Origin of the sequence: Malaciobacter mytili LMG 24559 (assembly GCF_003346775.1) — a bacterium.
In the GTDB taxonomy this organism is placed as follows: Bacteria; Campylobacterota; Campylobacteria; order Campylobacterales; family Arcobacteraceae; genus Malaciobacter; species Malaciobacter mytili.
Map to the genome: position 1 here is coordinate 405,435 of NZ_CP031219.1, position 16,703 is coordinate 422,137.

Annotated in this window: 13 protein-coding genes; 6 read left to right on the top strand and 7 right to left on the bottom strand. The window is 26.1% G+C overall.

Annotated elements, in window-relative coordinates:
- Positions 1 to 29 precede the first annotated feature (29 nt).
- The 3 genes from AMYT_RS02115 to AMYT_RS02125 form a co-directional block, all read right to left on the bottom strand.
- Entirely contained in the window at positions 30 to 2,099 is a 2,070-nt protein-coding gene (locus AMYT_RS02115; RefSeq protein WP_114840920.1) for a TonB-dependent siderophore receptor, read from the bottom strand.
- Positions 2,100 to 2,203: 104 nt separating this feature from the next.
- Positions 2,204 to 3,175 (bottom strand): helix-turn-helix domain-containing protein, encoded by a 972-nt coding sequence (locus tag AMYT_RS02120; RefSeq protein WP_114840921.1) that lies wholly within the window; start codon positions 3,173 to 3,175, stop codon positions 2,204 to 2,206.
- 73 nt (positions 3,176 to 3,248) lie between these two features.
- A complete protein-coding gene (locus AMYT_RS02125; RefSeq protein WP_114840922.1) occupies positions 3,249 to 3,836 on the bottom strand; it encodes a hypothetical protein in 588 nt (195 codons plus the stop codon).
- A gap of 173 nt (positions 3,837 to 4,009) precedes the next feature.
- Between AMYT_RS02125 and AMYT_RS02130 the strand changes: the two genes are divergently transcribed.
- The 4 genes from AMYT_RS02130 (at position 4,010) to AMYT_RS02145 (ending at position 10,710) form a co-directional block, all read left to right on the top strand.
- Positions 4,010 to 6,115 carry a TonB-dependent siderophore receptor gene (locus AMYT_RS02130; RefSeq protein ID WP_114840923.1) on the top strand — a complete coding sequence of 702 codons (2,106 nt, stop codon included), beginning with the start codon at positions 4,010 to 4,012 and terminating at the stop codon, positions 6,113 to 6,115.
- 17 nt (positions 6,116 to 6,132) lie between these two features.
- Complete coding sequence (locus AMYT_RS02135; protein WP_114840924.1) at positions 6,133 to 8,241, top strand: TonB-dependent siderophore receptor; 2,109 nt, start codon at positions 6,133 to 6,135, stop codon at positions 8,239 to 8,241.
- 82 nt (positions 8,242 to 8,323) lie between these two features.
- Positions 8,324 to 9,010: a response regulator transcription factor gene (locus AMYT_RS02140; protein WP_114840925.1), complete on the top strand. Its 687-nt coding sequence runs from the start codon at positions 8,324 to 8,326 to the stop codon at positions 9,008 to 9,010.
- Positions 9,007 to 10,710: a sensor histidine kinase gene (locus tag AMYT_RS02145; RefSeq protein ID WP_114840926.1), complete on the top strand. Its 1,704-nt coding sequence runs from the start codon at positions 9,007 to 9,009 to the stop codon at positions 10,708 to 10,710. The genes AMYT_RS02140 and AMYT_RS02145 overlap by 4 nt, the downstream gene beginning before the upstream one ends.
- 12 nt (positions 10,711 to 10,722) lie before the next feature.
- On the opposite strand, the gene AMYT_RS02150 is transcribed toward AMYT_RS02145, so the two are convergent.
- Positions 10,723 to 11,556, bottom strand: a complete 834-nt coding sequence (locus tag AMYT_RS02150; protein ID WP_114840927.1) for a YitT family protein — start codon at positions 11,554 to 11,556, stop codon at positions 10,723 to 10,725.
- A 120-nt stretch (positions 11,557 to 11,676) separates the two neighbouring features.
- On the opposite strand from AMYT_RS02150, the gene AMYT_RS02155 reads away from it, so the two are divergent.
- Positions 11,677 to 12,510: an AraC family transcriptional regulator gene (locus AMYT_RS02155; protein ID WP_114843128.1), complete on the top strand. Its 834-nt coding sequence runs from the start codon at positions 11,677 to 11,679 to the stop codon at positions 12,508 to 12,510.
- Here AMYT_RS02155 and AMYT_RS02160 read toward each other — a convergent pair whose 3' ends face one another.
- The 3 genes from AMYT_RS02160 to AMYT_RS02170 are packed head-to-tail and all read right to left on the bottom strand — an operon-like array spanning position 12,511 to position 14,887.
- Positions 12,511 to 12,993 (bottom strand): hypothetical protein, encoded by a 483-nt coding sequence (locus AMYT_RS02160; RefSeq protein WP_114840928.1) that lies wholly within the window; start codon positions 12,991 to 12,993, stop codon positions 12,511 to 12,513.
- Between the two features lie 9 nt (positions 12,994 to 13,002).
- Positions 13,003 to 14,565 (bottom strand): PepSY-associated TM helix domain-containing protein, encoded by a 1,563-nt coding sequence (locus AMYT_RS02165; RefSeq protein WP_114840929.1) that lies wholly within the window; start codon positions 14,563 to 14,565, stop codon positions 13,003 to 13,005.
- Position 14,566: 1 nt separating this feature from the next.
- The gene (locus AMYT_RS02170; protein WP_228197880.1) at positions 14,567 to 14,887 is read right to left on the bottom strand and encodes a hypothetical protein; all 321 of its coding nucleotides are present in this window, start codon (positions 14,885 to 14,887) and stop codon (positions 14,567 to 14,569) included.
- 142 nt (positions 14,888 to 15,029) lie between these two features.
- Here AMYT_RS02170 and serS point away from each other — a divergent pair, with 142 nt between their 5' ends.
- Positions 15,030 to 16,274 carry a serine--tRNA ligase gene (gene serS, locus AMYT_RS02175; RefSeq protein WP_114840930.1) on the top strand — a complete coding sequence of 415 codons (1,245 nt, stop codon included), beginning with the start codon at positions 15,030 to 15,032 and terminating at the stop codon, positions 16,272 to 16,274.
- The last annotated feature ends 429 nt before the right edge of the window (positions 16,275 to 16,703 follow it).

Below are 16,703 nucleotides of genomic sequence, written 5' to 3' on the forward strand. Positions count from 1 at the left end.
CTTTTATTTTAACTTCTCAAAAAGAGAAGTTAAAATGAGTAACTAAGAGTTGCAACAACAGCTCTTGGTGTTCCAATATAAACTCTACTTGTACTTGCAGATTCAACATACTCTTCATCAGTAATATTATGTAAGCTTAAATTTGCACTCCAATGACCTTTTTTATAACCTAATGTTGCATTGTAAATAATATTTGAATCAAGTTTTACACTATTTGTAGTATCTGCATATCTACTTCCTATATATCTAGCTCCTCCACCAATAAAAGTATTTGGTAAACCAAAACTATTTAAATTATATGTAGTAAATAAGTTAAAAGTGTGTTTTGGAATACCTGCAAGAAGTTTGCCTTCATTTTTTCCTTTATCTTCTGTTTTTGTATAACCATAAGAAGCAACTAAAGACCAACCAGAAATAATTTCACCTGCTAAGTCTATTTCAAATCCACGGCTTTCTTGTTCTTCACTTGCAACTGAAAATAATGGATTTGTTTCATCAGTTGTTGCAATATTTTCTTTTCGTATTTTAAATATAGCTGCTGTTAAATCAAAATTATCATTAAAAAGTTTTTGTTTAACCCCAAGTTCAATACCTTTACCTTCTTCTGGGTCTAAAAGTTTTCCATTTTTATCTAATGCTGTTTGTGGATAAAATGATTCTGAATAATTTGCATATAAAGTTGTTTGATTTGAAAGTTTATAAACTAAACCTACTTGTGGTAAAACTTTACTACTTTTTTGGCTATTTTGTGGAGTTACTCTATCATATCTTACTCCAGCACTTAGTATTAAATTATCTGTTAAGTTTATATGGTCTTGTAAAAATCCACCAACTCTTCTTGTAATTATAGTCTCACCTGTATTTCCATAAGTAATTGCTTGTGGATGGTCATCTTTAGAAGTTAGCTTTTCATATGTAGGATTTGATAAATTAATAGTATAAAGAGTTCTTCTATCCATGTACCCTCTAAATTTTGAAGAAGATTTTCTATAATCAGCACCTATTGTAAATCTATTTCTTAAATTAAAAATATCAATTTCTTTATTTAAAGTATATTGTAAGATATTATCTTTGTATTGATTTCTTTGCGAAGCATAAAATCTACTTAAGGTATTTGCAGCTTCATTATATACAAATGGAATATGAACATCATGGTTATCAATTTCATAATCTATATATCTATATCTTAATAATGAATTCCAAGAATTATAATTACTTTGTAGCTCAAATCCATAAATTTTTTGAAGTTTATCCAAAGTCTCATCTGGATGGGAAGTTACTGTTTTAGTAGAAGTAGCTAAAGTACCATCACTTTTCACATAGGCTCCAAAATCAGATTGTTTTCTTTCATTTAGATATTCACTAATAAAAGTAATAGTATTATTATCATCTATATCATAAGCAATACTTGGAGCAATAAAGATTTTTTTTGCATCATTATTATAATCTTTAACCCCTTCATCTGTTTTATAAACACTTACTAATCTATATCTTAAAGAGCCATCTTTATTTAAAGAACCACCCACATCAAGTTTAGGGCTATATGATTTATTTGAAGTATATTCAAAAACAGTTTGAGCGTGGAACTCTTTTTGTGGTTTTTTATGTACAAGGTTTATTAACCCTCCAGGATTTGCTTCACCGTATTGTAAAGAATCAGGACCTTTTAAAATTTCTACTCTTTCAAGGTTAAATAATTCTGGGTACGCCACACTATTACTTAAATTAAAACCATCTCTTAGTACAGGAACTCCTGCAAATCCCCTAATAGCAAATTTATTTTCTCTTCCGTGGTTATCCCCTAAATAAGTTGTATTTGAAGACATAGTTACAATATCATTGATATTTTGAGGTTGATAATCTTTAATAAAATCTTCATTATATACTTGAACAGATTTTGCCATTTCTTCTATATCAATATTATTTCTTGCTAAATTTATCTTTTTTTTATTTTGATAATCTGCTGTGGTTTTTTCTAAAATAGTGATACTATCTAGCTGTTTTGTTTGTTCTTTATCTTTAGCAAATAAGCTTGAACTTGCAAAAAGTAAAGAACAAAGAGTTATAGATAGCTTTCTTTGTAAACCGACAATTTTCATATATACACTCCTTGAAAAATTTATCGGAATGATATATAAAATGATTATGATTATCAATAATTAATAATCAAAAAAGGGAAAAATATATCTAAGAAAAGGAAAAATCAGTATGTTTTAAATTGTTTTCTATAACTACTTGGTGTTATTCCAAAATAATTAAAAAAGAGTTTGCTAAAGTGACCAGTGTGTTTATACCCAACTTTTATACAAGCTTCTTTTACACTAAAATCTTTTTTTAAAAGCTTTTTTGCTTCTTCTAATCTTTGCTTTTGAATCATTTCATAAATAGTCATTTTGTAGTAGTTTTTAAAATCTTTTTTTAAATAACACTCATTTATTGCAGATTTATATGCTATTTCTTTTATAGATAAAGTATTAGAAAAATACTCACTTAAAATTATCTGTTTTGCTTTTTCTAAAGATTTAATAATATTTTCATCCATATTAGAATTTGAGTTGATATTTTTGATAATTTTTTTATAAGTGTATTGAATTAGATTTGCAATATTTGATTCTAAAAATAGATCAGTAAAAAGGTACTCATCAAATTTTTTATTAAAAAAATAAGTTAAAATATCTAATTGTTCAGGGTCTATACTTCCACCTTCTATAATTGCATAATTTTTTTTGTTTGCCTCATTTCTTTTATTTTCTAAATTTTTAAAATCATAGGGTAATTTTAAAAAAAGTTCTTCTTTTATACCAATTGTAAAGATGCTATATGAAGTATTTTTTTTAAATTGCATTTTTGCTGAAAAATTATTTGAAGAAAATCCTAAAAAGAAACTATCTTTTTTTGATAGATATTTATTTTTATCTTTAAAAGTATAAGTAAAATCATTTGCAAAATTAAAGATTAAAACAGTTCCTGCAATAGTTGAAGTTTGTGAAATAATAGTATCTTGATATAGTTTAAAAGTAGTTATAGATATGGCAATACCACTTCCAATATCATACCAAATATAATTACCCATTCCAAAATTATTTTTGATTTTACCTAGATAATTTTTTCTTGAAAATGGGTTATTTTCTTTTTTTAATATTTCTATTAAATCGTAGTAATCTATTTCTAACATTATAATAATTGTCCTCAAAATCAACTTTAATTTTGATAATAATAATTAAAATGTATTTAAAATGTGTTTAATTTTAGATATAGATATTTTTTACTATAAAATTAAATAAAAAGTTTTCATCATTATTAAATCGTATAAAAGACTCTTTTATATGACTTTCATAACTATTTTTATTTATACCTCTAAATTTTTTAAGCCTTTGATTTAAAAAAGTTTCAAAATTATTTGAAGATTTATAGTAGCCAATAACTAAAAAATCATTTTTTCTTTTATTGTACAAAAGTTTTACACTATTTGCTTTTTTATGATTTATTAAAGTAGTTTCAATATTTTGTTTTATAAAGTTAAAAAGATTTTTATAATATAAAGCTTTTGAATCTAAAAAATAGTATTTGTTATTATATTGTATATAATAAAAAACCTCTTCATTTAAATAAATATATTTTAAAGTAAAGCAGTCTTTATCTAACTTTGTATCCAATGGATATTTATTTAGAAGTAAAACTCTTATATCTTTATAATATTTATTAATTGTTTGTCTGCTAATATCTAGCTTTTTTGCCACTTCACTAGCTGTACAATCACTAATAAAATATCTACAAATATTTTCTATTTTTGAAATTTCTATTTTTCTATTATTTAATTTATTGATTTTAACCATAAGCTATAATATTTAAAAAAAATGTGTAAAAAATGTGAACAACTCTATTTATAAATAGAATTAAAATTAAGTTGTCATGATAAATAAATTAATAATATTCTCCTAAGTTAAAATAAGAAATAATTCCATTTTTAGTGTTAATTATGATAATTGTTATCATATCAGGAGAAATAATGAAATTAGGAAACAAGAGATTATTAAAGTTATCTATATGTGCTGCAATTTTATTGCAAATGCCAGTTTTTGCAGATAGTACAAAACAGAATAATAAATCATTAGGTACAGTAGATGTTGTATCTTCAAGTGATAGTGAAAGTACAAATTCATATACTGTAAATTCTATGAATACAGCAACAAAGTTAAATCTTTCATTAAGACAAACACCACAATCAGTTAGTGTTTTAACTACTCAAAAAATGAGAGACTTAGGAATAAACTCTTATGATAGTATGCTAAATAATGTAACAGGGGTATCATTAAATAGATGGGATGAAAGGGTTAATGCTAGTGCAAGAGGGTTTGATTTAGATTATTATAAAATTGATGGAATGCCTACTTATATTACTTATAATGCAAGAGATTTAGACCTTTCTTTATATGATAGAGTTGAAGTAGTAAGAGGAGCTAATGGCCTAACAACTGGAGCTGGAAATCCTGCTTTAAGTATTAATTTAGTTAGAAAAAGAGCTAATAGTAATGAATTTAAAGGAGATATATTTTTAAGAGGAGGGTCATGGGATAGTTATAGCGCTATGACTGATATATCTACACCTTTAAATAGTGATAAAAGTATAAGAGCTAGAATAATTGCAAAACATGAAGATAGTAAATCTTTTATGGATAATTATGAAAAAGAAAACAATCTTTTTTATGGTGTTGTAGATATGAATCTAACAGATACTACTTTTTTATCAGTAGGCGCTAGTTATCAAAAACTAGATAGAAAGGGTATTAGATGGGGTGGTTTACCAGCTTTTTATAGTGATAATTCAAAAACAAATTTTGATAGATCAAAAACAGTTTCTGAAGATTGGACAGCTTGGGATGTGGAAACAAAATCATTATTTGCAAACTTAGAACAAATTTTATATAAAGATATTTCTTTAAATCTTGCATATACATATGATGAGATAAAAACAGATACGGCACTTTTATATTTTGCTGGAAAAGTAAATAAAGCAGATGGAAGTGGTTTAAACTATATGGATTGGAAAGCCCAAGAAGAGAAAAAACAAAATACTTTAGATATAAATGTAAAAGTTCCTTTTGACGTGGCAAATCTTTCACAAGAGATAATTGTAGGTGCAACATATAGTAAAGATAAAACTTTAAAATATGATGCTGTTTATCCACAAGGGTATTATTCTATACTTCCAAATTTCTATGATTATAACTTAGATTTCCCTTCTTCATCAAGTGCAGATGTGCCATATATTATAAGACCTGAAGATATAGTGCAAAAAGGTATTTATTTAGCGGGGAATTTCTCTTTAACAAATAGTTTAAAATTAATTGCAGGTGCTAGGTTATCATCTTGGGAATATAATAGTGAAGATTCAAATAAAGAAACTAGAAAGTTTGATAATGAAATTACTCCATATGTAGGTTTAGTATACGACATAGATAAAAATCATTCACTTTACACAAGTTATACAAGTATTTTCCAACCTCAAGATAAAAAAGATAGAAGTGATAATTTTTTAGAGCCAATTGAAGGGAAAAACTATGAAATTGGAGTAAAAGGGGAATATTTTAATGGAAAACTTACAAGTTCATTGGCTATTTTTAGAATAGAGCAAGATAATGTAGCACAAACAGATGGTGACCCAATAGGTGGTAAACAACCTTATAAATCTTCTGAGGGTGTTACAAGTAAAGGTGTAGAATTTGATATTAGTGGTCAAGTAACAGATAATTTAACTTTAGACTTTGGAATTGCAAATTTTGAAGCAAGAGATGCAGATGGTGAGAAATTTAATACTAAAGCTTCAAGAACAACGGCTAATCTATTTGCAAAATATACTATAAATAATTTAAGATTAGGTGCTGGGTTAAATTATAAAAGTAAATATTATACTCAAACTGATTCAGGAAAAATTACTCAAGATGCTTACACTCTTGCAAATGCAATGATAGGTTATAAAATAAATAAAAATGCTAATTTACAATTAAATATAAATAATATTTTTGACAAAAAATATTATGAAGGAATAGGAAAAAATAGTATGGTATATGGAACTCCTAGAAGGGTCTTATTAACTTTACAATATTCATTTTAATATGAAAAGGAAAAATAATGAAATTAGGAAACAAGAGATTATTAAAGTTATCTATATGTGCTGCAATTTTATTGCAAATGCCAGTTTTTGCAGATAGTACAAAACAGAATAATAAATCATTAGGTACAGTAGATGTTGTATCTTCAAGTGATAGTGAAAGTACAAATTCATATAAATTTGATTCTATGAATACAGCAACAAGATTAAACTTATCTTCAAAAGAAACACCGCAGTCAATTAGTGTGGTTACAAATGAGCAAATAAATGATATGGCTATGGAAAGTATTTCTGATGTGGTAAAAAGTGTAGTGGGATTATCTTCAACTACTAGTGATAGTGAAAGAAGTTCTTTTTCAGCTAGAGGATTTGATATTTCAAATTATCAAATAGATGGTGTAGCAGTTTCTTGGGTAGGGGGATATAATACAGGTGAAACACAGCAAGATTTAACAATCTATGATAGGGTTGAAGTTGTAAGAGGAGCAAATGGTCTTATTTCAGGAGCAGGTGATCCCTCTGCTGCTATTAATTTAGTTAGAAAACATGCAAATAGTAAAGAGTTTAAAGGAAATATCACTTTACAAGGGGGAAGCTGGGATAAATACAAAGCTTCTTTAGATGTTTCAACTCCTTTAACTAAAGATGGAAAAGTAAGAGCTAGAATTGCAGCTAGTTATGAAGATAGAGAATCTTTTGAAGATTATTATAAAAATAAGAAAACAGTACTTTATGGTGTAATTGATGCTGATATATCTGATAATACAAGAGTATCTTTAGGAACAAGCTATCAAGATAATAATCCAAAAGGAAGTATGTGGGGAGGTTTACCTTCTAAGTATAGTAATGGAACTAAAACAAACTGGGATAGATCTGATACTACTGCACCAAAATGGAGTTATTGGGCCTCTAAAAATAAAAATTATTTTGCAAATATTGAGCATTATTTTGAAAATAACATTAAATTATATGCAGGTTATTCAAGAATAGATAGTAGTGCAGATTTAAAATTATTATATCTATATGGAAATCCAGATAAAACTACTGGCTTAGGAATGGGAGGAAGTGGTTATAAAGGTGATTTCTCAAGAGTTCAAGATAATATTGATATTTATGCTTCTATTCCTTTTGAATTAGGAAGTTTAGATCATGAATTACTAATTGGAACAATGTATAATAAACAAAAATTCAAAGCTTATTCTGCTTCAAAAAGTGTTGGTTCAATTGGTAGTTTTTTTGATTGGGATGGAAATATACAAAGTCCTGATTTTCCTAAAATGAACTTAGTAGGAGATACAGTTACAAAACAATTAGGTACTTATTTAGTAGGTAGATTTTCATTATCTGATAATTTAAAATTAATAGCTGGAACAAGACTTACTAATTGGGAAAAGGAAGATAGATTAAAAGATTTTACATATGATCATGATAATGTTGTAACACCTTATGCAGGGTTAATTTATAATATAAATGAAGATTTTTCTACATATGTGAGTTATACTGATATTTTTAAACCACAAGATAATCAAGATTCTAGTGGAAATTATCTTGACCCAATTGAAGGGAAAAGTTATGAAGTTGGAATAAAAGGTGAGTTTTTTGACGATAAATTAAATGCTAGCTTCGCAATTTTTAGAATAGAACAAGATAAATTAGCACAAACAGATCCTTCAGGAGCATTAATCCCTGGAACAACTACTGTTGCAAGTGTGGCAGCAGAAGGAACTACAAGTAAAGGATTTGAAGTTGAACTTAATGGAGAAATAACTGATAATTGGAATTTAAGTGTTGGGTATTCTCAATTTCAAGCAAAAGATGCAAATGATAATGAAGTAAATTCAAATCATCCAAGAAAAACATTTAAATTATTTACTAAATATAAAATTGATAAGTTAAGTTTAGCTGGTGGGTTAAATTGGCAAAGACAAACAAATTTAAATGGTATATATCAAGAAGCCTATTCAACAGTTGATTTAATGGCAAAATATCAATTTAATAAAAATCTATCAGCACAGCTAAATATTGATAATTTATTTGATAAAAAATATTATTCAAATGTAGGTTTTTATAGCCAAGTAGCTTATGGAACACCAAGAAGTGCACTAGTAACTTTAAAATATTCATTTTAATATTAAAAGGAGAAATCCTTTTAATATTATATAATTATGATAATAACTATTAATATTTATAAAAAATACTGTATAATTTCTTATGCTAAAAGAAGAATACAAAAATTTAAAAATATTATATGTGGAAGATGAAGAGAATATTAGAAGTAATGCCACTTCATATTTAAAAAGAATTTTTACTAATGTTTATGAAGCAAAAGATGCTTTTGAAGCTATGGAAAAAATAGAGACTTTTTCTCCTCATTTAGTTATTACTGATATTAAAATGCCTAAAAAAAATGGTCTTGATATGATAAGACAAATTAGACAAAAAGATAAAGATACTCAATTTATAGTCTTAACTGCTTTTACTAATACAAACTACTTATTAGATGCTATAGATTTACATTTAGTTAAATATCTTACAAAACCTATAAAACATGAGACAATTTTTCCTTTACTTATGCAATGTGCAAAAAAGATTTTTGATAATAAAAATACTAAAAAGTATATTTGTGAGAATTGTTATTTTGATTTAGTAAATGAAGTATTAAAAATAGAAGATGAGATAATAAAATTATCAAAAAATGAGACTTTATTTTTTAAACTTTTATGTGAAAATTTTTCAAGAGTGGTTACTTATGAAGAGATACAAAACTATATTTGGTATGATGAATATATGAGTGAAAATGCTATTAGACTTTTAGTTAGAGACTTAAGAAAAAAACTTCCAATAAATTGTATTAAAAACCTATCAAAAGTAGGGTATAAAATAGAATTATTTCAATGAAATACATAATTATTTTTTCTTTTTTTATTTTAAATTTATATGCAAATAGATTTGGGATTGTGGAAGATATTCAGATTTCTGAAGATTTTAATACCTATAAACAAGTAAATTATTTAGAGTATAAAAATAAAGTAGTAAAAAAATTTTCTATAAAATTAGATATAAACAAATATAAGCTTAAAAATAAAACATATTATTTAACAATAGTTAGTGATGATAAAAACCTAATCTATACAAATACAAAATATTATAAATATAATCATTTATTAATAATAAAACTAGATAAAAATTCTTTTGAAAAACTCTTTTTCAACTATGAATATAAAGAAGCAAAAAGAGCTGGATTTAGATATAGAGTTATTAGTGAACTTGAGTATAAATATATACTTCCTTACGAAGGAATACTATATGGTTTAGCTTATGGAATTATTTTTTGTGCTTTTTTATACTATTTTATTATTTACTTTTCAACTAGACAAAAGTGTTTTTTATATTATTCTATTATGCAGCTTTTTGTGCTTTTATCTCTTGTGGGTTTTGTTTATTTTAGTTATAAACCCTATCCTTCAGTTTTAGGTCAGGCTCTTGTGGATATTTTTGAAACCTCTGGATTTTTATTTACACTTTTATTTACAAAAGAGATTTTATCTTTAGAAAAAAATCTACCAAAAGTTTCTAAAATTGTCAATTTTTTTATAGTTTTAAATATCATAGATTTATTATTAATAGTGATTTTTAAAATTTCAATTTTGTATGAATTTTTACCTTTTTATATTAGTTTTCTAATTCCTTCTTTAGTAGGAATAATTAGTATTTATAAAGGTAATAAAAATGCAATTATTTATACTTTAGGATGGGTTTTTATGGCTTGTTTTGTCTTTATGGCACAAGAAAAGCTTTTACCTATTAGTGGAATATATATTATACATATAGCAGCCCCAATGGAATCACTTATTTTTAGTTTTGCTTTAGCTTATACTTTAAGACAATTGGTTATTGAAAAAAATGAAAAGGAAAAACTTTTAATACATAAAAGTAAGTTAGCTTCTATGGGAGAGATGATAAATAATATTGCCCATCAATGGAGACAGCCTTTAACTCATCTAAGTTTTATAAATATGAATTTGCAGTTAGCAAGTGAGTATAATGAACTTGATAAAAAATATTTAATTGAAAAAATAAATGAGTCAAATGAACAAATAGAATTTATGTCAAATACAATAAATAGCTTTAGAGATTTTTATAAACCCCAAAAAAGTAAAAACTCCTTTTATATTTCTGAAGCAGTTAATAAATCTGTGGATATTATGCTTCCATTATTGCAACTTTATAAAATTGAAGTGATATTAGATATAAAAAGTGATAAAAGAGTTTTATCTTATGAAAATGAGTATTCCCAAGTTATATTAAATCTACTTTCAAATGCAAAAGAGGCTTTAGTTGCAAAAAATATTCAAACTCCAAAGATAAAAATAACTATTGATGTAAAAGAAAAAAGAAGTTTAACAACTATTTGTGATAACGCAGGTGGAATTTCAGAAAAAATACTTTATAAAATTTTTGAACCATATTTTACTACTAAAGATAGTGGGAGTGGAATAGGGCTTTATATGTCAAAAACTATAATAAACTCCCATTTTAAAGGGGAATTAAGTGTTCAAAATAAAAAAGAGGGTGCTTGTTTTATAATAAAAGTTTAAAAGAGAGTTTTATTAAAACTCTCTACCATATAATTCTGAAGCTTCTTGAATTACTAAAAAAGCCTCTTTATCATATTTTTTTATAATTGATTTTAAAAGTTGCAGCTTTGAAATATCAACAATTACTAAAATTAAAGTTTTACTCTCTTGCTGTTTTAGATTAAATCCTTTTATAATAGTTCCATGTTCTCCTAATTTTTTATATAATTGTATTGAAAGTTCACTCACATTATTTGAGACAATAGTTACTGCTTTTTGTGCAGGTTTCCCTGATAATAAAACATCTATAATCCTAGAAGTAATATAAACTCCAATTACACTAAATAAAGCTTTTTCTACATTATTATAAATAAAAATTGAACTAAACATAATAAGTGCATCTATAAATAAAATAATTTGTGAAGTTTTATATTTTGTTTTTAAAGCTATAACTTCTGCTAAGATGGTAGTACCTCCTGTTGAAGACCTAGCAAGCATTACAAATCCAACTCCAAAACCTATTAATAATCCACCAAAAATAGAAGCTAATATAGTTTCATGTGTTAGGGGTGATACTTCTATAAATTCTTTTAAAAAGTCTGTAAAAAAAGAGATTAAAGCTATACTTATTAGGGTTTTTACAACAAAAGCCCTTCCAAAAAATTTCATTCCTAAAAGTATTAAAGGAATACTAACTATTAGTATGCAAATACCTAAAGTAGTAGAAGGGAAAAGAGCATATAAAAGTTGTGCTAATCCAACTCCTCCTCCTGTAATAATACTATTTGGATTTAGAAATGCTACTGTTGAATAAGCTATTAAAAAGCATCCTAAAATAATAAAAAGTAAATTTTTTATCTTAATCATTTATAACCTTTAAATTTTTTGCTAATTATAAAGAATTCTTTTTTTTATTTCTTCTTTAAAATTGTTAGAAAAACTAATTATTCTTGCTTAAAATAATTTTTTTATAGATATAATTTGATTATGAAAAAAGATACAATAGTAAGACATAGAAAAATAGCAAATGATATAATGCATTATATTTATAAATATATAAATACAAATATTGATTTAGAAGAGTTAAGTATAAATCTAAAGATAAGTAAATATCATATGCATAGAATTTTTAAAGAAGAGTTTGGTCAAAATATTTATAAAACAATAAAATCAATAAGACTTCAAAAAGCTGCCAGTTTACTTTTAACAAATCATAATTCAACAATCACAAATATTGCAAAAATGTGTGGTTATAGCTCTCAAGGTGCTTTTATAAAAGTATTTAAAGATAAATTTAATATGACTCCAAAGGAGTGGAAAAGGGGAGATTATAAGCAACTAATAAAAATAAAAGCCTCTTATTCTTTAAAAGCACAAATATTAAAAATTAAATCAAAAAAAATATATTATATAAGGCATAAAGGGGATATTGATTCTAAAAAACTGGTTTGGGAAAAGTTAAATACTTGGGTTTTATCCAAAGATATTAAAGAGTATAATCAAATAACTTTATATCATGATAATCCCTCTATAACACCTCTACTTGAATGCCAATATACAGCAGCAATTCAAACACAAGAAATTATAGAAGAAAACACTTTGCCAAGTTTAATGTCTCCTAGTGGAATTTATGCAAAATTTGATTTTCAAGGAAGTTATAAAGAGTTTTTAGAGTTTATAAATTGGGTATATTTTGATTGGCTAATAAATAGTGGATATGAAACTACAACAGAGCCCTCATATGTAGTCTATAAAAAGAATTCTTTTTTAGATGATGAGGACTTTTTTATTGCAAGTTATTATATTTCAATTTATATGTAGTTATTTATTTTTAATCTCTTCTATTAACTTTTTTGTATTTTTAGAACTAAAATATAAAGTCAATAAAATTAAAATTAAGCCAATAAATAAAAAGCTTATAAGTTCAATTCCTAACTGGTGTTCTTCATGTCTTGGTTGAGATAGTTTTTCTAATACTTCTTTAGTGGCTTTAAATTTAAACCCTTCTAGTGGAGCAATACCTTTTTGTACAAGTTGCTCTTCTGGTCCACCATCTAAAACTATTTGGTACTCTTCTTTAGGAATAGGAATAATTAATTTACTTTCATATGGAAGTCTATTTTTATATAAAACTTCACCCGAAGTAAGAGATTCTAATCTAACCATTGCACCTTGAGCTTTTTGAAGATTATCAAACTCTCCTATTACTGTAATTGTATTATCTTTGTTGTCAATAACTTTTAATAATAAAGTGTGTGCTTGTAAATTTAAGCATATAAATAAACTAAGAAGTAAGAATTTCATTTTTTTCCTTTATATTTTTGCTTTAAAAAATTTTTTTGCTTCTATTCTATCTTTTGGTAATTTATAAGATAAAAGTAAAAGAACTAAACCAAATAAAAATAAACCTATATCAACATTTAAAATAATATGCATATTTTGTTTATATAATTGTATGGGCATAAATCCACTAAAAATTCCGTGAAAAATTGGAGTTAAAATAAAAAATATTCCTCCTAAAGCAAAAAACTCTTTTGCTACTTTATAAGAAGAAACTCTATAAAAAGACCAAGTTAAAGTGGCTAACCAAAAGGTAAAAAATAGCCCTTTTTGAATAAGAAGTCTATTTTCTAAATCAAAAGGTAAAAGCCATTGTAGTAAAAAAATAAATCCAGTTGCAGGAATAACTCCTATCATAACTGCCAATGATAGTTTGCCCATCCAATGATAAAAGATAATTGTACCTTCAAATTTTTTAGCTTTTTTTTCTAGCCATAACATAACACCAAAACCAATGGCAACAGCACAAATTAACATAAGTAAAGCTATTAAAACTCTTGTAAAAATATCCACTCCAAAAAGAAGATGTAAAAAATACATAATATCCACAAAAATAACAGACCAGTGCTTATCTAAAACTTTTACATTTTGAATTAAGCTTCCATCAACTCCACTTAAAACAACTTTTGGTTTATTAAATACTCCGTTTAAAAAAGGCATTTTGGGATTGTATCCACTAAGTTCCACTTGAGCACTTGAATCTTTCCAATTTATAAGTAGAATTTTTTGAAAGTTTATATTTGGGTTTATCTGCTGTGCTTTTTTTATTAGCTCATTTATTGGAAGCATTTTTATATTATCGTTTTTTCTATGTATTTGCTTTGCTTCAGGGTTTAAAACAGGTCTTAATAAAACTCCTATATTTGCAGTTTCTCCTTTTGATGAGATATAGGCCATAGGTGCAGAGCCAAAATATCCAATATTCATTAATGCACCTGTTAAAGTAACAATAATAAAAGGAGCAAATAACCAAGTAAAGATTTTTCTATGCCAAAAAGAAAATTTACTTTGTTGGTTTTTCCCTTTATCTTTATATTTTATAAGAGTAACTTGGATTAATCCACCAATTATTAAAAACATAACTGCAACAGCCACAAAACCAAAAAGTACATATCCAAAAGTTTTTAAAGGTCTTCCATAATGCATACTATTTAAAAACCAAGCAAGTTCTGAAATATGCTCTTCATTTTCTATTATCTTTTTTGTATTTGGATTAAATACAATTGGCTCAACAAATTCATGGGAAATTATTAATGCGGGGTCATTATGATACCCTGGTAAAGTTATGTTTATATTATTTTTAGGAAAATCTTCATTTGAAATTATGGGGTCTATCATAGAAGAATAATCAATATTTTTAATATTTGCAAATTCAAAATGTCTTGAAGGCTTTTCCCAAGTTTGAATATATGGCAATAAAATTGCAAAAATTCCAAAGAATACTGCAATATACATAAATAATGAAGCACTAATACCTACTGCTACATGAACTCTTTGAAGTCTTTGTTTTAAAAGTTTTGAAGAATTATCACTCATTTTAGTTTCCTACAATAAAAATAGTTATGGCTATAGTTAAGATAAAAGTAGGAATTAAAACTCTTTTTAATGCTACTAACTTTGAAATAGATAAACATATCCACAAAGAAGCAATAGCCCAAGCAAAAGTATTAAACATCAATGGCACAATAATTGATTCACCAGCACTTCCTGGAATTATAAAAACAAGTAAAGTCATTGCTAAATATGCCACAAGTAAACCACCAAATATAGAACAAATTGTTCTAAATAAACCTATTTTTTTACCACTGTTTTCTACTATTGATAACTCTTTATATATTTTAAAAAATCTATTTATCAAACTATAAACCTTATTTAATTTTGAGAATTATAATCATTAAATATTAAACATGGACTTAAAAATAAACTAATCATGACAATCAAAAATATTACAAAGAAACATTTAGATATAATGGCAAAAAATTTTATAGTGAAAGAATAAAATGATAGATATTAGACAATTACAAAAAGATTTTGAAGCAACTGCTACAGCTTTAAGAAGAAAAGGTGTTGAGCAAGGGATTTTAGATAATCTAAAAGAACTTTCAAATGAAGCAAAAGCTAAAAGACAAGAGATGGAAAATGTAACTGCTGAACAAAATAAATTATCAAAAGAGTTTGGTAGATACAAAAAAGAGGGGCTTGATATTGCAACTCTTCAAGAAAATATTAATGAACTTAAAAATAAAAAACAACAAATGGAAGAAGAAGTTAGAGTTTTAGAAGATAAATTAACTTCTATAGTATTAACAGTTCCAAATCTTCCAGATGAAAATGTTCCTAATGGAGCAGATGAAAATGATAATATTGTTTTAGAAGTAGTAGGAGAAAAACCAACTTTTACTTTTGAACCAAAAGAGCATTGGGATTTAGGTGAGCAAAATGGTTGGCTTGATTTTGAAAGAGGTGTGAAACTAGCAAAATCAAGATTTTCTGCCCTTAAAGGAACAGCTGCAAGATTAGAAAGAGCATTAATTAATTATATGCTTGATTTTAATACAGCAAGAGGTTTTGAAGAGTGGTATGTACCTTTTATGGCAAATTCAAATACTTTACAAGGTACAGGACAACTTCCAAAATTTGAAGAGGATTTATTTAAAATAGAAGGGGAAGATTTATATCTTATTCCTACTGCTGAAGTTAGTTTAACAAACCTTTATAATGATGAAATTTTAAGTGAAGAACAACTTCCAATGCTTCTTACTTCTTATACTCCTTGTTTTAGAAAAGAAGCAGGAAGTGCAGGAAGAGATACAAGAGGACTTATTAGACAACATCAATTTGATAAAGTAGAAATGGTTGCTATTACAAAACCAGAACAATCTGATGAAATATTTGAGAAAATGGTAGCTTGCGCTAGTGATTTATTAACTTCTTTAGGTTTAGCTCATCAAAAAGTTATGCTTTGTACAGGAGATTTAGGCTTTAGTGCTGCAAAAACTATAGATTTAGAAGTATGGCTTCCTGGACAAAATAAATATAGAGAAATCTCTTCTATTTCAAATACAAGAGAATTCCAAAGTAGACGAGCAAAAATTAGATACAAAGATGGAAAACAAAATATTTTAACTCACACTTTAAATGGTAGCTCACTAGCTGTTGGTAGAACACTAGTTGCTATTATGGAAAACTATCAACTTTCAGATGGAACTATAAAAATCCCTCAAGTTCTAGAAAAGTATATGTGAAAAGCGTTATAAACGATAATTTCTTATCGTTTATAGCTTTGAAACCGGAATGGTCGGAACGAAGTGAAGCCATGGAGGCTGAAAGAAGCGTTTATAGCTTTGAAACCGGAATGGTCGGAACGAAGTGAAGCCATGGAGGCTGAAAGAAGCGTTTATAGCTTTGAAACCGGAATGGTCGGAACGAAGTGAAGCCATGGAGGCTGAAAGAAGCGTTTATAGCTTTGAAACCATATTTGATATTTTATACTTAGAAGCTATTAAACATAGAAATAATTATCTAAAATTTTAAATAAAAGGAAACCGTATTAGGTTTCCTAAAATAAATTCGCACTTTTAAATAAAACATTCACATTTTTTTATTAGAAATTTTAGAAGTGAATTTAACTCTCTTTTTGATCAAAGTTAGGAATGAAGTTTCAAAAAGAGAGT

Coding starts and splice junctions, on each gene's coding strand:
- AMYT_RS02115 (WP_114840920.1), bottom strand. CDS start 2,099: ATGAAAATTGTCGGTTTACAAAGAAAGCTATCTATAACTCTTTGTTCT.
- AMYT_RS02120 (WP_114840921.1), bottom strand. CDS start 3,175: ATGTTAGAAATAGATTACTACGATTTAATAGAAATATTAAAAAAAGAA.
- AMYT_RS02125 (WP_114840922.1), bottom strand. CDS start 3,836: ATGGTTAAAATCAATAAATTAAATAATAGAAAAATAGAAATTTCAAAA.
- AMYT_RS02130 (WP_114840923.1), top strand. CDS start 4,010: ATGAAATTAGGAAACAAGAGATTATTAAAGTTATCTATATGTGCTGCA.
- AMYT_RS02135 (WP_114840924.1), top strand. CDS start 6,133: ATGAAATTAGGAAACAAGAGATTATTAAAGTTATCTATATGTGCTGCA.
- AMYT_RS02140 (WP_114840925.1), top strand. CDS start 8,324: ATGCTAAAAGAAGAATACAAAAATTTAAAAATATTATATGTGGAAGAT.
- AMYT_RS02145 (WP_114840926.1), top strand. CDS start 9,007: ATGAAATACATAATTATTTTTTCTTTTTTTATTTTAAATTTATATGCA.
- AMYT_RS02150 (WP_114840927.1), bottom strand. CDS start 11,556: ATGATTAAGATAAAAAATTTACTTTTTATTATTTTAGGATGCTTTTTA.
- AMYT_RS02155 (WP_114843128.1), top strand. CDS start 11,677: ATGAAAAAAGATACAATAGTAAGACATAGAAAAATAGCAAATGATATA.
- AMYT_RS02160 (WP_114840928.1), bottom strand. CDS start 12,993: ATGAAATTCTTACTTCTTAGTTTATTTATATGCTTAAATTTACAAGCA.
- AMYT_RS02165 (WP_114840929.1), bottom strand. CDS start 14,565: ATGAGTGATAATTCTTCAAAACTTTTAAAACAAAGACTTCAAAGAGTT.
- serS (WP_114840930.1), top strand. CDS start 15,030: ATGATAGATATTAGACAATTACAAAAAGATTTTGAAGCAACTGCTACA.